Annotated in this window: 16 protein-coding genes and 1 pseudogene; 3 read left to right on the forward strand and 14 right to left on the reverse strand. The window is 63.7% G+C overall.

Features of this window, described 5'->3' with window-relative positions; all coding sequences use genetic code 11:
* Position 1: 1 nt before the first annotated feature.
* The 5 genes from C1M53_RS08005 to C1M53_RS08030 form a co-directional block, all read right to left on the reverse strand.
* Positions 2 to 775: an ABC transporter substrate-binding protein gene (locus tag C1M53_RS08005; protein ID WP_129411761.1), complete on the reverse strand. Its 774-nt coding sequence runs from the start codon at positions 773 to 775 to the stop codon at positions 2 to 4.
* Between the two features lie 189 nt (positions 776 to 964).
* Entirely contained in the window at positions 965 to 3,373 is a 2,409-nt protein-coding gene (locus C1M53_RS08015; RefSeq protein WP_245488482.1) for a TonB-dependent receptor, read from the reverse strand.
* A 160-nt stretch (positions 3,374 to 3,533) separates the two neighbouring features.
* Positions 3,534 to 4,544 (reverse strand): FecR domain-containing protein, encoded by a 1,011-nt coding sequence (locus tag C1M53_RS08020; RefSeq protein ID WP_245488483.1) that lies wholly within the window; start codon positions 4,542 to 4,544, stop codon positions 3,534 to 3,536.
* Between the two features lie 117 nt (positions 4,545 to 4,661).
* A complete protein-coding gene (locus C1M53_RS08025) occupies positions 4,662 to 5,177 on the reverse strand; it encodes a sigma-70 family RNA polymerase sigma factor (protein ID WP_129411764.1) in 516 nt (171 codons plus the stop codon).
* A 420-nt stretch (positions 5,178 to 5,597) separates the two neighbouring features.
* A complete protein-coding gene (locus tag C1M53_RS08030) occupies positions 5,598 to 6,455 on the reverse strand; it encodes a LysR family transcriptional regulator (protein ID WP_129411765.1) in 858 nt (285 codons plus the stop codon).
* 98 nt (positions 6,456 to 6,553) lie between these two features.
* Here C1M53_RS08030 and C1M53_RS08035 point away from each other — a divergent pair.
* A pseudogene (locus tag C1M53_RS08035) lies at positions 6,554 to 7,011 on the forward strand (DUF3237 domain-containing protein).
* Between the two features lie 221 nt (positions 7,012 to 7,232).
* Here C1M53_RS08035 and C1M53_RS08040 read toward each other — a convergent pair.
* Positions 7,233 to 7,451, reverse strand: a complete 219-nt coding sequence (locus C1M53_RS08040; protein WP_129411766.1) for a hypothetical protein — start codon at positions 7,449 to 7,451, stop codon at positions 7,233 to 7,235.
* 96 nt (positions 7,452 to 7,547) lie between these two features.
* On the reverse strand, positions 7,548 to 7,946 hold the full coding sequence (locus C1M53_RS08045) for a DoxX family protein (RefSeq protein ID WP_129411767.1): 399 nt from the start codon (positions 7,944 to 7,946) through the stop codon (positions 7,548 to 7,550).
* A 353-nt stretch (positions 7,947 to 8,299) separates the two neighbouring features.
* Here C1M53_RS08045 and C1M53_RS08050 point away from each other — a divergent pair, with 353 nt between their 5' ends.
* A complete protein-coding gene (locus C1M53_RS08050; protein ID WP_129411768.1) occupies positions 8,300 to 8,638 on the forward strand; it encodes a hypothetical protein in 339 nt (112 codons plus the stop codon).
* Between the two features lie 75 nt (positions 8,639 to 8,713).
* On the opposite strand, the gene C1M53_RS08055 is transcribed toward C1M53_RS08050, so the two are convergent.
* From C1M53_RS08055 to C1M53_RS31670, 3 genes are all read right to left on the reverse strand, one after another.
* Positions 8,714 to 9,178, reverse strand: a complete 465-nt coding sequence (locus C1M53_RS08055) for a hypothetical protein (protein WP_129411769.1) — start codon at positions 9,176 to 9,178, stop codon at positions 8,714 to 8,716.
* Between the two features lie 253 nt (positions 9,179 to 9,431).
* Positions 9,432 to 9,764, reverse strand: a complete 333-nt coding sequence (locus C1M53_RS08060; protein ID WP_129411770.1) for a cupin domain-containing protein — start codon at positions 9,762 to 9,764, stop codon at positions 9,432 to 9,434.
* A 29-nt stretch (positions 9,765 to 9,793) separates the two neighbouring features.
* The gene (locus tag C1M53_RS31670) at positions 9,794 to 9,955 is read right to left on the reverse strand and encodes a hypothetical protein (RefSeq protein WP_165358093.1); all 162 of its coding nucleotides are present in this window, start codon (positions 9,953 to 9,955) and stop codon (positions 9,794 to 9,796) included.
* 92 nt (positions 9,956 to 10,047) lie between these two features.
* Here C1M53_RS31670 and C1M53_RS08065 point away from each other — a divergent pair, with 92 nt between their 5' ends.
* Positions 10,048 to 10,236, forward strand: coding sequence for a hypothetical protein (locus C1M53_RS08065; RefSeq protein WP_129411771.1), 189 nt, complete (start codon positions 10,048 to 10,050; stop codon positions 10,234 to 10,236).
* An 11-nt stretch (positions 10,237 to 10,247) separates the two neighbouring features.
* On the opposite strand, the gene C1M53_RS08070 is transcribed toward C1M53_RS08065, so the two are convergent.
* The 4 genes from C1M53_RS08070 to C1M53_RS08085 all read right to left on the reverse strand — a co-directional run bounded on the left by C1M53_RS08070 (position 10,248) and on the right by C1M53_RS08085 (position 13,198).
* Positions 10,248 to 11,237 (reverse strand): AraC family transcriptional regulator, encoded by a 990-nt coding sequence (locus tag C1M53_RS08070; RefSeq protein ID WP_129411772.1) that lies wholly within the window; start codon positions 11,235 to 11,237, stop codon positions 10,248 to 10,250.
* A 36-nt stretch (positions 11,238 to 11,273) separates the two neighbouring features.
* Positions 11,274 to 12,101: an SDR family oxidoreductase gene (locus tag C1M53_RS08075; protein ID WP_129411773.1), complete on the reverse strand. Its 828-nt coding sequence runs from the start codon at positions 12,099 to 12,101 to the stop codon at positions 11,274 to 11,276.
* 119 nt (positions 12,102 to 12,220) lie between these two features.
* On the reverse strand, positions 12,221 to 12,433 hold the full coding sequence (locus tag C1M53_RS08080) for a 4-oxalocrotonate tautomerase family protein (RefSeq protein ID WP_129411774.1): 213 nt from the start codon (positions 12,431 to 12,433) through the stop codon (positions 12,221 to 12,223).
* A gap of 30 nt (positions 12,434 to 12,463) precedes the next feature.
* A complete protein-coding gene (locus C1M53_RS08085; protein WP_129411775.1) occupies positions 12,464 to 13,198 on the reverse strand; it encodes an SDR family oxidoreductase in 735 nt (244 codons plus the stop codon).
* Between the last annotated feature and the right edge of the window lie 23 nt (positions 13,199 to 13,221).

Consider the following 13,221-nt stretch of genomic DNA (forward strand, 5'->3'; position numbering starts at 1 on the left):
CTCACCCCGCCGCCAGCGCGGTCGAAACAAGCCGGGCGAACCGATACGCCGGCGGCAACCCGCCATAAAACAGCACGTCGGCGACGCGCGTCACGCGCCCTTCGCGCACGAAGGGCAGGCTTTTGATGACCGGCGCGGCCAGCAGCCTGTCCAGCCTGTCGCCGCTGCTGTCACCAACGCACAAAAGCCGCGCCTCCGGATAAAGGGCCAGACGGTCCGCAGCGACCGTGGTGTGGCCGTAGAGCGAGGCGTGGCCGTCCCAGGCATTCTCGATGCCCAGCAGATCGAGCACATTCTGGAACAGGCTGTTCCTGCCGAACACCAGCAGGCGGCGGCCATCGATGACGGTTGCCACGATGAGTGGCCTGCCGTCATAGGCGGCAAGGCGCTTCTTCGCTTGTTCGATCTCCACCTCGAAACCGGCCTGGAAGCGATCGAACTGCGTGGTCGCTCCGAGCCGCGTGGCAAGTTCCGACAGCGCCTTGCGGCCACCGTCCAGCCGGTTCGGCAGCGACGACAGGCGCTGGTCGAACAGATAGACGGGGGCGATCGCCTGCAGCCGCGCATTGACCGGCCCTTCGTCGGCGCTCTGCACGAGCAGCGTGGGCCTGAGATGATCGACAAGCTCGAGATTGGGTTCCGACCTGAGGCCGAGTTCGGCTGTCGCGGGCGGCAGCGCCGGCTCGACGACGAGGCTGGTGTAGAGTTCGAGCTCCGGCATGGCAGCGGGAAGGATGCCGAGCGCAAGCAGGTTCTGCCCGCTCACCCAATCCATGGCAATGACGCCGCCCGTCGTTGCTGCCCGGGAGACGCCGTGCGTCAGGAAAAGAGCCCCCGCCCCGCAGAGCAGCGCCCTGCGGGAAAGGCCCGGCGAAAACCGTTTCCCGCCTGGGAGCACGTTCCAACCATCTGATTTCACGCAATTCCGGACGGAAAACCGCAACGCACTTTTCCTGGGACTGCTCTAGAACTTCGCCTGCAGCGAGAACGAGACCATCCGTGGCGTGCCGAGATAGTAGCTGTTCTGCCAGTAGTTCTCGTTGGTGATGTTGCTGACGTTCAGCCGCATCGTCAGCGGGCTGCCGAAGCGGTCGACGGTGTAGCGAAAACCGAGATCGGCGGTGACATAGGCCGGGAGACGGTCGGTGTTGGCATCATTGGCCCACTGCTTGCCGGTGTAATAGACACCGCCGGTCAGGAACAGGCCCTGCACCGCCGGCACCTCGTATTCGGCATAGATCTTGGCCAGGACACCGGCGACATTCATCGGGCGAGTACCGTCGAACTCGCCGCCTTCGACGCGCGGATCGAGCCAGGTCAGGCCGCCGAGAATGGTCAGGTTGTCGGTGATGCGGCCGGTGGCGGTCAGTTCGACGCCGCGATGGCGCTGGCGGCCGTCCTGGGTGTAGAGCCCGTCGCTGTTGGTCAGCTCGTAGGCCCTGGAGATGTCGAACAGCGCTGCCGTCCACAGCACGCCGGCGAGGTCCGCCTTGACGCCGACCTCCTTCTGCTTGCTGACCATCGGGGCCATGATCTGACCGGAATTGGTGGCCGTGTCGGGCGCGACGCCACCCTGCTCCAGGCCTTCGGTATAGGTGCCGTAGAGCGTGATCTGGTCGATCGGCTTGAACATCAGCGACACCGATGGCGAGAGCCGGCCCTGATCGTAATCGGGGCTGGTCAGCGCGCCGGTGCTGTCGAGGCTGCGGGTCTGGATGACGCTGTAGTTGGCGCCGACCAGCGCCGACCACTGCTCGTTGAATTCGATATGATCGCCGACGACGAAGTTCTGGTTGCGTACGTAGCCGGAGTCGTAGCGGAACGACTTGTCGACCGGGAAAACCGGCGTGGCCAGATGCCTGGGCTTTGTCATCGGGAACGGGCCGATCCAGCCGGTGTTGGGGTTGTAGTCTGTCGTCCAGCCCTCGTCCTGATACATGTAGTAGCCGGCCGTCAGCTTGTGCGAGATGCCGCCGGTATCGAAGGAAGCATCGGCAAAGAGATTGGCGGCCGAGAAGGTGTTGCCGGTTTGGCCGGAATGGATGCCGATCTGGTAGTATTCGCCGGGCGCGCGAACCGAATTCATGGTGTGGTCCTGGACGGGCCGGTCGATGATCTCGCGCATATAGCCGCCGCGCAGGGTGATGGCGTCGTTCAGCTCATAGGTGAGCTTGGCCGAGACCCGTTTCTTCTCCATCTCGTCGCGGACCCAGGGCTGGCTCCAGTTCCTGCGGGCATCCGGCGCCTTGCCATGCGGCACGCCATCGCTGAACGCCCAATAGGCGTTCGCGACATCGATATCGTTCTTCGACCAGGAGGCATTGAGCTCGAGTTTCAGCTTCTCGGTGATGTTCCAGTCGAAGGCGCCGCTGGCCAGGAAGCGGTCGGTGCGCTGATCGTCGATTGCAGTGCTGCCGCCCGCCCTGACGATGTTGAAGCGATAGCCCATCCTGCCTTCGGCATCGATCGGCCCGCCGAAATCGCCGTGGACAAAGGCCTGCCCCGCACCATAGGTGCCGGCTGTGACACTGCCGAAACGCTCGGCGGTCGGGCGCTTGTAGACATAGTTGATCATGCCGGCCGGCGAGGCAGCACCATAGAGGAAGCCGGAAAGGCCGGACAGCACCTCGGTCCGCTCCTTGTCCTCCAGCATGGTGCCGTGACTGTAGGAGCGACGGAAGCCGTCCTCGGCGGTGTCGTAGGTGGTGAAGCCGCGCAGATTGGCCATCGGCGCCCAGCCGGAGATCTGCGGCGTCTGGCTGCGCACCGTCGGCAGCACGCGATAGATGTCCTCCGGCGACTGCGCCTGGATGTTCTGGATCAGCTCGCGAGGCGCGACGCTGACGGAAAACGGCGTGTCGCGGATGGGTGTCTGGCCGAGCGGACCGAGCGACGACAACGTCGCGGGCCGGTAGCCATCCCTGGCAAGGCCGTCCTGCTGCAAGGCTGCAGCCGTTCCCACCCCGACAAGCGTGATCTTTTCCAGCAGGGTGGCACTGCCGACCGCAACCGTGTCGCCGCCGGCGACTTCAGCGGCTTCGCCCGCTGTCAGCGCCGCGGTGGATGGCCCGGAAATCCGCGCGGCGACGCCGGTGCCCTCCAGCAGCGTGCGCAGCGCCTGTGCCGGCGACATCGCACCACGCACCGGCGCCGAGCGCTTGCCGCTGACAGCCTGGGTGGTGAAGCCTACCTCCCAGCCCGTTGCCTTGATGAAGGCGGCGATCGCGGAAGAAAGCGGCTGGGCCGGGATGTTGAAATTGACGGTCTGCGCGACGGCCTGCTGCAGATGCGCCACGACCGGACCAAAAACGCCGCCGGCAAGAACCGTCGACGCGATCAGGATCGAGAAAAGACGCCGCCTGCTGCCGCCCACCTTACCATCAATCGCCCTAGAAGAAGCCCACGCACCCCGGTTCATCGACGCCCCACTTGTCCCGATACTGTCTCGATCGGGCCGGCGCGCACCCAAGATTTGCCGGCCCATACACACCTGACAATCGGGCGGTGCAAATCTCACAAAAAAAGTTGAGTTTTTAATGCAGGATTAAAATTCCACCCGGGAGACGGGTCACGGCCGCACCCGTGGCGGTGGCCAGCGAGCGCACGATGCGCTCGGGATCGTCGAGGCGGTAATTGCCGTTGACCCGCAGCCCTTCGAGCCTGCCATCGGTAACGACGATCGAATGACCATAGTAGCGGCCGAGCTGCTTCAGCACCGTACCGAAGGGCTGGTCCTGGAAGACCAGCCGGCCCTGCAGCCAGGCAAGCGATGTGGCGGTATCCGTCTTCCTGACGGCGGAAAGCGCGGTCGCGGTCGCGGTGATGCTTTCGCCGGGTTCGAGCGACGCCGTGTCCCCCCGTTCCGTCAGCCGGGTGACATCGACATGGCCACGTTCCAGAACGACCGTGTCCTCTTCGCTGTCCCTCAGTACGGAAAAGGCGGTACCCTTCACCTCGACTTCCGAGAATGCCGCGGCAACCCTGAATGGGCGCAACGCATCCGGAACGACATCGAAATAGGCCTCGCCCCGGAGCAAGGTGACCGAGCGCTTGCGCCCTTCGAAATCCACCGTGACGGCCGAGCCGGTGTTCAGTGTCATGACGGAGCCATCCGGCAACGTGACCACGTCGCGCGCGCCGGTGGCGGTGATGTAGTCCGCCTGCCATTGCAGCATGAGCGTTGGATATTGCTGGATACCGACAGCGAGCAGCAGCACGGCCGCCAGCGCCATCGCTGCCCCGACCCACCTCCTGCTGCGCGCCCGCGGCGCGGCAACAGGCGCCTGCCGGGACCGATCGACGCGAGAGGCGATGTCCCTGGCGACAAGGTCCATCTCGGGAACATCCCAGGCGCCTGAAACGACAGCGAAGGCCTTGGCATGCATGGCATCAGCCTGGCGCCAGGCCTCGAAATCCGCTCGCAGCGCGGCATCCTGCGGCGTGGCCTGCAGCAGCAAAAACCAATCCAGGGCGGCATCCATGACCGGGTCGGGATGCACGAAGCCCTGCTCGTTGTCGTTGCGTCCTGGTTTATCGCGTTCCACTCAGATGAGCCCGATCCGGCATGAAAGCCGCCTTATACCTGAGACACCCGGCCAGCCGGAATCTCACAAAAATCGCTACCGGGTCGCCCGGGAGCGCACCCCACAATCGGAAAGACATCAGCCGCGATCGATCTTCGCCAGCGCGTCGATGCAGTGCGCGTGCGCCAGCTTGAGATCGTTGAAGACCGTTCCCGGCGAGACGCCAAGATGCTCTGCGATCTTCGGATAGGGCCATTTCTCGATGCGGCTCAGGACCCAGACAGTACGCGCCCGCTGCGGCAACCGCGCCACGGCTTCCCTGAGACACTGCAGGCGCTGCCGATGGATGAGGTCAGCCTCCTGGGACGGACTTGCCGAAGCGATGTTGGCCAGATCCGTCTCCGATATGTCGTCCCGTTCGACCCGGCCGCGCATGTCCTGGCGCCGCTTGTGATTGATCGCCAGATTGCGCGCGGTCTGGAAGAGGAAGGCCTCGACGTGGTCGATGGTTCCGGTTTCGGCCACCTTGCTGGCCCGCATATAGGTTTCCTGGGCGACATCCTCCGCCACCTGCGGATCACGCACGATGCGCATCACGCTCCACATGATGGATTTGCGGTTGCTGAGGAAAATGCTGGTGAGCGTGGCGCTCATGATCGCGGCGCTTCACAAGGCAAGAGAACAACGCCGCGCGCAAAGCGGTTCGCAGTCTCGACTGTCCCGGTTCGATCAATTGCCACGCTCGATACGCCTGCAACCCTGCAGGCGTCCCCATCGGATACGGGGCAATCCACTACCAAATCGAAATCGCCGTGCAACCACAATGATTTAGAATGAATCCAGACAACCGGTCGGAGTCACGCTCCGATCCTTGCCACACACCACCTGCTGCGCAGCAAGCCTGATGATTTCATTGACTCATTCGGGTTCGCGGCCAGCCGCCGACAGCCAAAGCCTTCCGTCGCGGAATCGGCAGACGACGTGGCACAACCGCAACATCGTTTTCGGATGCCCCGAGCTGGCCTCCACCATCTCGCACAGCCCCGAACCGGGTGGCTGCAAGGCAATCGTCTGTCAGGCGGTTTCCTGGGCCTGCTCGTGCAGCCAGGCACAAAGCTGACGGGGCGCGAGGCGAACGTCATCGGCGCGCATCAGCGCAAAATGCCAGGCCGGACCGCTCAACACACAGGAGAAGGGCGCAATCAGCTGCCCCGAGGCAAGAAGCGGCTGGAACAGGGAGGGCGACAGCAACGCCACGCCCAGCCCGGCGACGGCGGCATTGGCGTCGAGCTCATGCGTCGGATAATCGACCGACGCGAAGTGCAGGTCCGCGGGCGTTTCACAGCGGGCCGCCGCAAACCACCGCTGCCAGTCGGGGTGCGGCAGCAGTTCGAAATCGGCCAGCGCGCGTGCGTCATCCAGCACGCGCGGGCCAAGCAGTGACGGCGCCAGCATCGGCGTCACATCGACCGGCGTGAGCCGGTATTCGTCGAGCCCGGCCCAGCCGCCACGGCCGGTGCGGATCGCGACGTCGAAGTCGTGGGTGTCGCGCACATCGGCAGAGACATCGATCTCGATGCTGGACGGCACCGGGGACACATAGCGCGCCAGACGCGGGGCGAGCCAGCGCGAGGCAAATGTCGGCGGCGCCGTCAGGCGAAGCGGCGGTGTCGCGGCCTGGAATTCGGCGAGCGCATCGGCGATGCCGGACAATGCCTCATGAACCCGGCCAGCCAGAACGGAAGCCGCAGCGGTCGGCACGACGCGGCGGCCGACACGTTCGAAAAGCGGCTGGCCAAGTTCGGCCTCGAGGGTGCGGATGCGCAGGCTGACCGCCGCCGGCGTCAGGAACAGGCGTTCGGCCGCACGGGCAAAACTGCCGGCCGATACGCAGGCTTCAAGCACTCGCAGGGATTCCAACGATGGCCGCATGATCAGTTTCTCTTGTGAGGCAGACAAGCAATGCGCGTTTTGAAAATGAACCGCCCGGGCACAGATGTCAGCCGAAACCGGAAAATAGGAGATCGGCCATGTCGCTGCAATCACGACATCTGTTCACGCTTTTCATCGCGCTCCATCCCACGTTGGATCTCGGGCAGACGCCGGCCGGCGGCCGGCGCATCTTTCCCGTCGCGGGCGGGCATTTCCGTGGCGACCGTATTCGCGGCGAGGTGTCGCCGCTGATCGGTTCCGACCTGCTGCTCGCCGCCCGGACGGCACGTTCCAGCAGGATGTCAGGCTGCTGCTGGTGGCCGATGATGGCGGCCTGGTGCTGATGACCTATCGCGGCATTCGGCATGCATCGCCAGAGGTCGACGAGCGGCTGCGCCGCAACGAAGCCGTCGATGCCAGCGAATACTACCTGCGCACCACACCCTGTTTCGAAACCGCGGCACCGGCCCATCAATGGCTGAACCGGATCGTCTCGGTCGCCACGGGCGGCAGGTGCCCGGGCGGCGTCGAATATGAAGTCCATGAAATCCTGTGATGCGTCCCGGCTCACCCGAAAACCCGTTGTCCCGATACATGTGGACGGCTCGATGAGAACGAGGCGACGATACCTGCAGCGGGTCCTGGACTGGTGCCATCGACACCGAGCAAGACAGCGCAGCCGCCTGGAGCTACTCGCTGACAGGGACCTGCAGGATCTCGGCTTCCGGCGCGACGACTTCGACGGCCAGGCATATCCACTGCCGGCTGAAACTCGCGCTATTTTGCCTGCAGCTGCGCGTCATAGGCACTGTCCAGACGGTCCATCATGCTCTGCAGCGCCTTGTCGACGTCGACTGCCGTCGGCCTGATCTGCAGCTGCAGGGCGGCGCGGCGCAACAGGATGGCAATGTCATGCGGAGACAGCGCGGCGAGATTGTCCGCCGCCCGCACGAGTTCCTCGATCAACCACTCGTCGCTGCCCGATGGTACGCCCATGCTTCCCCGCGGAGCGCTGCCTGACCGTTCCCGTATAACACAATCGGGCAGACGAAGAAATCGCCGGGCTTGTCGGCGCGGATTGCGCGCCCGAAGCTATCTCGGCTGCAGGTGACTTGCCAGCTCGGCCCGGAGTGCATCCAGGCTCCAGCGCCCGGCACCGGCGGTGACGAGATACATGCAGACGACGCTCGCCAGCAGGAAGCCGGTCGCCTCCGTCGTCGGCCAATAGAAACCAGACTGATACCAGTAGGGAAACATGACGAGGAAATTGACCGAGAGGACGAATGCGGCGACGCGCGTGAACAGGCCGACGAGGATCAGCGCGCCGGCGAATATCTGCACCCAGCGCGAAGCCCAATAGATCAGGAATGCCGGATGGTCCGTAGCGACGGGCGGATGCACGAGCGTGGGGATGCTGCAGTACAGATAGGTCAGACCGCAAACGATCCGCATGAGACCCAGCATGTGCTGGGAATACTTTTCCGGCTTCATGACACGCGCCCCAATCGTGTCTCATCTATTGCAGAACCGACGACGATGTAAATCGACAAAAATCGCCGACAAATCGATCAAGAAAATCCAAAATACGAAATAAATTTCAATATTTGTCAACCCGTTTTCATATTACAAAACGCATACAGCATCCGTGAATTTATATGGATGTATACTAGTATGCATGACGACAACCATCGTTGTTCATTCCGGCGCCGGCGCGCCGATGGAGCCACCAGACATCGCCTGATCGTGCCCTCGTCACGCTCCCCGCGGTCCGTCAAAATACGTCATCTGCCGTATTTGTGAAACCGCATCGGACTGCTACCTCCGGGAGCAAAACGAGCAGCACCATGGCCCCCTCCGAACCAAGTCGCGACCAGGTCACATGCGAGCAGCATGAGCTCGCCGACCTCAGACACGTGCAGTCGTTCCGCTCGGGGCAGCCGGTGCCCGAATGGCTGCTGTTCCTCGAACCGCAAAGCCGGCAGGCAAACCGCGGCACGTTCTGCTTTGCCGCCGACGCCGACCTCTACGAGAAGCGGGGCAGATACTGGCTGCTGCCCACCAATCCGCTGACGATGGAGTTCATGTTCGCGATGATCGGAACGCAGGATTGCACGCTCATCGCCGGAAGCCAGCAGATGTCATGGCCGGCACAGATCATGACGGCACGTTCGGCCGTGACGTGAGAATGCTCGCGGTGGTGATCGGCCGCCTGCCGACCAACGTCCTGCCGGAATCAGCTGGCCTTCGCGCCTGTTGCGTCAGTTCACCCGGTCGGGGCACAGCGCCTTGAACTGCCCGAGTGCAACGTCGTAACCGGACGCGCTGGAACCGTCCAACGGCTCCTTCCCGTCGGCCTCGACCAGCAGGAATTCTGTCGCGGTTCCGGCCGCGTCATAGTCCGGGTTCCTGCCCTTGAACCGGTAGTCCTGTCCATAGAAGGTCTTGAACGCGCCGGTTTCGCAATTGGCGGTGATTTCCGGCTGCAGTTCGGTCTTCATGGTGTCGGACACGCATTTGCGCGTGACCTTCTGCACATATTCGCGGCAGTAGGCGATGGCGTTGGCCTTGGTGAGTTTGGCGGCGATCCTGGCGTCGACAGAGTCGATGTTCGACTTGTCGGTTATCGTCACTTCCTCGCCGGCGCGTGAGCCGTAGAAAATCGTTTCGGCCTGGGCGACGGCGCTCATGGCAAGCAGCAGCCCGATCGTGGTAACTATGCGCATCTTCGTTCCTTTCCAGCCGGGCTCTGATAACACGCCACGGCTCCCCTTCGCCTCCCATTGCTGCAGATGTTGCGGCGCCCTTCCCCAGCATGCGCGACCTGCCGGAATTCGTGTTCGCCCCAGCTTGGGCTTTTTTGCGGCACCTTGCCCGGCATTGCGCCGTGGACCAAACGATTGGTGCCTTGCCCTGCCATCCGCACAAGGATCGGATGGCCGATCGACAAGCCGGAGGCGACAGGGCTCCTGGCGGCACTCAGGGGAAGATCAGATAGGTCTTGCGAACCGTCTCGATGATGTTCCATTCGCCTTCCGTGTTGGCGGCGAAATAGATCGCGTCGCCGGCACGGAACGGGATCGGTTCGCCGCCATCCGGGGTGAAGCTGCCCTGGCCCGAGATGAAATAGCTGTATTCTGCCTGCGGCACCTGACGACGGAAGCGGCCCGGCGTGCATTCCCAGAAACCGGTGGAGCCGACCGGGATCTCCTGATCGGCCGCGGTCCTGAAAAGAGCTGCCGGCTCGCTCGTCGGCCTGCTGACCGCCACCGGCGCACCGAACGCGTCGGCACGGATCAGGGTTGGGGACACGATAGGGTTCTCCTGTTTTTGGAAGACGATCAGACAAGCCGATAGAACTTGTAAGAGTAATAGGAGATCACCAGCGCAATGGCGATCATACGCAAGCCGTTTCGTCTGTTAATCCACTCTCCGAAGAACGTGCCTAGGAAATCCAGCAGAATGCCGATGAGGTCGACCATCGAATGGATCTGGGCACTCACGCGCGGATTTCCAATAGCCCGTATCCGTTGAAATTGCGCGGCGCCCGTTTCTGGCAGTCTTCGACCGATCCGAAATGACGACCACGTATCGCATGAAGCGCCACAAGAACAGCGTCAGCCACATGCTGCGCCTTCGGCAGGAAGGTCAGCGCACGATCTGTCTGAGCCTGGGTGACGGCGATACCGACCAACAATTTGCGCAGATCTTTCCGCAAGCCATGAAAGACTATGCCGACGAGCTGACACGCGAAGGCCGCAACGTGAGGTTTGACATTCCATAGCGCATCGCCAATCAGGCCGGACCTTCCTGCCTGACGCGCTCGGGCGTCGTACCGGTCCAGCTCCTGAAGGCGCGGTAGAAGGAGTTCGGCTCGTCGAAGCCGAGCAGGAAGGCGATCTCGGCGGCCGGGAGCGTGGTCTTTTCGAGATAGTGGCGTGCCAGCGCCTCGCGCGTTTCGTTGAGGATCTGCTGGTAGCTGGTGCCTTCCGCCTCGACCCGACGCTGCAACGTACGCTTGCTCATGGCAAGCTTGCGGCCGATCGCCTCCATCGAGACGAGACCACTGGGCAGCCCTTCGAGCAGGGCGGAGCGAACACGCCTGGTCGTCGTCACCGGCATGTCGAGATCGGACAGGCGCCGGCGCAGCTCCGGCTCGAAAGCCGCCCACAATTGTTCGTTCGAGGTGAGGAAGGGTCGCCTCGCATCCGCCGTCGCAAAGGTCACGGCATGGCCGGCGCCGCATTTCATGCCGACCCCTAGGAACGCTTCATAGGGTGCGAGCGGTGACGGCAGCACGGTGGTCGAAACATCGAGTGGCCGGATTGTTTCGCGTGTGCCCATGCGCACCAATGCCACACAGAACAGCAGCTCCATCACCACCAGCGAGACCGGTGGTGTCAGCGGCGCGTCGAGCCAGGTGAATTCCATGGTGGTGACGTCACCCTTTTCGAGGACATCGAGCCGGATCGGCGCGACGAGCGCCTTGTATCTGGCGATGCGCTGCGCGGCCACGATGAGGTTCGGGCTGCACAGCGCGGCAAACAGAGGCGGCGAGAAGGACTCCGCCCGGACCACCTCGCAGAAGCGGATGGGCAGGAGTGCATCCTGCATCTCATCCTCGATGCCGTGCCAGAGGCGGTAATAGTCCTGCGAAGACAGGCGTACCGACGGCTGCCGCATGAGATCGTCCGCCAGCCCGGCGCGGCGCAGCACATTGGCCGGCACCACGCCGAGATCGCGCAGCAGCGACTGCGATGTGGTGTTGAGGGCGTAGCTGTGCATGGCAGCGTTAGACCACCAAGGCGCGCCGCGTGTCCATCACTTCGCGCCTTCGATGCTGAAGCGGGCCTTCATGCCGGAGAAGAATGCCGCATCGCTGCTGGCACGGCGCTCCGCCAGAAGGGCCACCGCATCCGCGCCGGCTTCCCAGCGCAGCTGACCGGTCTTGTCGGCCGTCGCGGCGTAGACGACCTCGGCGATGCGCTCGGGCGACGAGCCCTGCGCCATCATCGGGCCGAGCACCTCGATGGCCTTCTGCACCAGTGGCTGGTATTCGACGAGCCCGGGATCGTTGCTGACGTCGAGCGAGCGGCCGCCGAAATCGGTGTCGATGCCGCCCGGCTGCACGATCTTCACCTCGATGCCGAGCGGCGCGAGTTCGTATTGCAGTGCCTCGGACAGGCCTTCCACGGCGAATTTGGTGCCGTGGTAGAGGCTGTTGAGCGGGAAGGTGATGCGGCCACCGATCGACGACACGTTGACGATGGTGCCGCCGCGGTTGGTGCGGAAATGCGGCAGCAGCGCCTTGGTGGTCGCGATCAGGCCAAGCACGTTGACATCGAACTGGCGCGCGATCTTTTCCTGCGACGTCGCCTCAAGCGGGCCATAGGTGCCGTAGCCGGCATTGTTGATCAGCGCATCGATGCGGCCGAAGCGATCGAGGCCGGCATCCACCGCGGCATGGATGGAGGCGTTGTCCTGAACATCGAGGCGGGTGACCAGCGTGTTGTCGAGCCGGTCGAGTTCGTTCTCATGCTCGGGCCGGCGCATCGTCGCGACGACGTTCCAGCCCCGTGCCTGGAACAGCCTGGCCGTGGCACGGCCAAGCCCGCTCGATGTGCCGGTGATGAAGACGGTGTTTGACATGTCATGCTCCTGTTGATGCGGAGCAAGTTATGGAGGAGCAGCGCTTCATACACTGGCGAACGACGCCAATCCGCAATCCGATCGCGCCAAAATGCGGCGCACGGAACGCACCGTCCGCTCTAGTCTTTCGCCCGATAGGCCTCAGGCACGACAAAGACCTCGTCGGCGCGACCGTAGCCGCCGTCCGGCACTTCCTCGATCAGCACCATCGTGTGCGGGCGCGCGGCCTCGCTGAAATAGTCGACGAACAAGGCGGTGACGCGGTGGACGATCTCCTGCTTCTGGGCTTTCGACAGGGCGGCTTGCGGCACCTTGATGTTGGCGAAGGGCATATCGGTTTCTCCAGCTTTGAGTGAAGCGGCTCAGATGACGCCGCCATTGGCGCGGATGACCTGGCCGTTGACCCAGCCGCCTTCGGGCGAGGCCAGGAAGGCGACGACGCCGGCGATATCCTCAGGTTGGCCCAGCCGCTTTAGCGGGTTCATGGCTTTGATGGCGCGAACCTGCTCGTCGCTCTTGCCCTCGAGGAAAAACCGCGTCTCGACCGGACCGGGCGCAACCGCATTGACGGTGATGCCGCGGGGCCCGAGCTCTTTGGCGAGAATGTGGGTCATGGCCTCGACCGCCGCCTTGGTGGCGGCATAGACGCCGTAGCCCGGCTGGTAGAGGCCGACGACGCTGGACGAAAAGGAGATGATGCGGCCGCCATCGCGCAGCCGTCGCGCCGCTTCGCGCATGCCGCGGAAGACGCCACCGAGATTGAGCGCGACCTGGCGGTCGAAATCAGCATCCGCGACGTCGGCGAGCGCACCGAGTTTCATGGTGCCGGCATTGTTGACGAGAACGTCGACGCCACCGAATGCCTGTTCGGCAGTATCGAACAGCGTCGCAGCGCCGGACGTTTCGCCGATATCGGCCTGGACGGCGACGGCATGGCCGCCTTGCGCTTCGATGGCGGCGACGACCTGTTCAGCCTCCTCGCGGCCCCGCGCATAGTTGACGACGACGGCGAAACCATCCTGGGCGAGCCGTTGCGCCATGGCGGCGCCGATGCCTCTCGATGCGCCGGTGACGATGGCGACACGTTGTTTTTCCATGATGCGATCTCCTGTGTTGTGGT

Origin of the sequence: Mesorhizobium sp. Pch-S (assembly GCF_004136315.1) — a bacterium.
Taxonomy (GTDB): domain Bacteria; phylum Pseudomonadota; class Alphaproteobacteria; order Rhizobiales; family Rhizobiaceae; genus Mesorhizobium.

Coding starts and splice junctions, on each gene's coding strand:
- C1M53_RS08045 (WP_129411767.1), bottom strand. CDS start 7,946: ATGAAGCCGGAAAAGTATTCCCAGCACATGCTGGGTCTCATGCGGATC.
- C1M53_RS08025 (WP_129411764.1), bottom strand. CDS start 5,177: ATGAGCGCCACGCTCACCAGCATTTTCCTCAGCAACCGCAAATCCATC.
- C1M53_RS08080 (WP_129411774.1), bottom strand. CDS start 12,433: ATGCCCTTCGCCAACATCAAGGTGCCGCAAGCCGCCCTGTCGAAAGCC.
- C1M53_RS08040 (WP_129411766.1), bottom strand. CDS start 7,451: ATGGGCGTACCATCGGGCAGCGACGAGTGGTTGATCGAGGAACTCGTG.
- C1M53_RS08050 (WP_129411768.1), top strand. CDS start 8,300: ATGGCCCCCTCCGAACCAAGTCGCGACCAGGTCACATGCGAGCAGCAT.
- C1M53_RS08055 (WP_129411769.1), bottom strand. CDS start 9,178: ATGCGCATAGTTACCACGATCGGGCTGCTGCTTGCCATGAGCGCCGTC.
- C1M53_RS08070 (WP_129411772.1), bottom strand. CDS start 11,237: ATGCACAGCTACGCCCTCAACACCACATCGCAGTCGCTGCTGCGCGAT.
- C1M53_RS08030 (WP_129411765.1), bottom strand. CDS start 6,455: ATGCGGCCATCGTTGGAATCCCTGCGAGTGCTTGAAGCCTGCGTATCG.
- C1M53_RS08065 (WP_129411771.1), top strand. CDS start 10,048: ATGAAGCGCCACAAGAACAGCGTCAGCCACATGCTGCGCCTTCGGCAG.
- C1M53_RS08075 (WP_129411773.1), bottom strand. CDS start 12,101: ATGTCAAACACCGTCTTCATCACCGGCACATCGAGCGGGCTTGGCCGT.
- C1M53_RS08005 (WP_129411761.1), bottom strand. CDS start 775: ATGGATTGGGTGAGCGGGCAGAACCTGCTTGCGCTCGGCATCCTTCCC.
- C1M53_RS08085 (WP_129411775.1), bottom strand. CDS start 13,198: ATGGAAAAACAACGTGTCGCCATCGTCACCGGCGCATCGAGAGGCATC.